We start from the raw sequence: 316 nt of genomic DNA, 5'->3' as shown, positions 1-316 counted from the left end.
AAGGCGAGGCCGAAAGGCGTAGTCGATGGGAAACGGGTTAATATTCCCGTACTGACACACATTGCGATGGGGGGACGGAGAAGGCTAGATGGGCCAGGCGTTGGTTGTCCTGGTGAAAGGGAGTAGGGAGCGTGTTTAGGCAAATCCGGACGCGCAATCCTGAGACCCGAGACGAACTGACCACGGTCAGGAAGTCATTGATGCCCTGCTTCCAGGAAAAGCCTCTAAGCTTCAGATGTGTGTGAACCGTACCCCAAACCGACACAGGTGGTCGGGTAGAGAATACCAAGGCGCTTGAGAGAACTCGGGTGAAGGA

1 rRNA gene is annotated in these 316 nt (G+C 55.4%); it reads left to right on the top strand.

The features are described from left to right. A 23S ribosomal RNA gene (locus tag DA373_RS16165) occupies positions 1 to 316 on the top strand; the annotation flags it as partial.

The sequence above is a fragment of the Oceanimonas marisflavi genome (assembly GCF_003049725.1).
Classification (GTDB): domain Bacteria; phylum Pseudomonadota; class Gammaproteobacteria; order Enterobacterales; family Aeromonadaceae; genus Oceanimonas; species Oceanimonas marisflavi.
The sequence above is the reverse complement of the archived record's forward strand: the minus strand, read 5'-3'. Positions and strand labels throughout refer to the sequence as shown.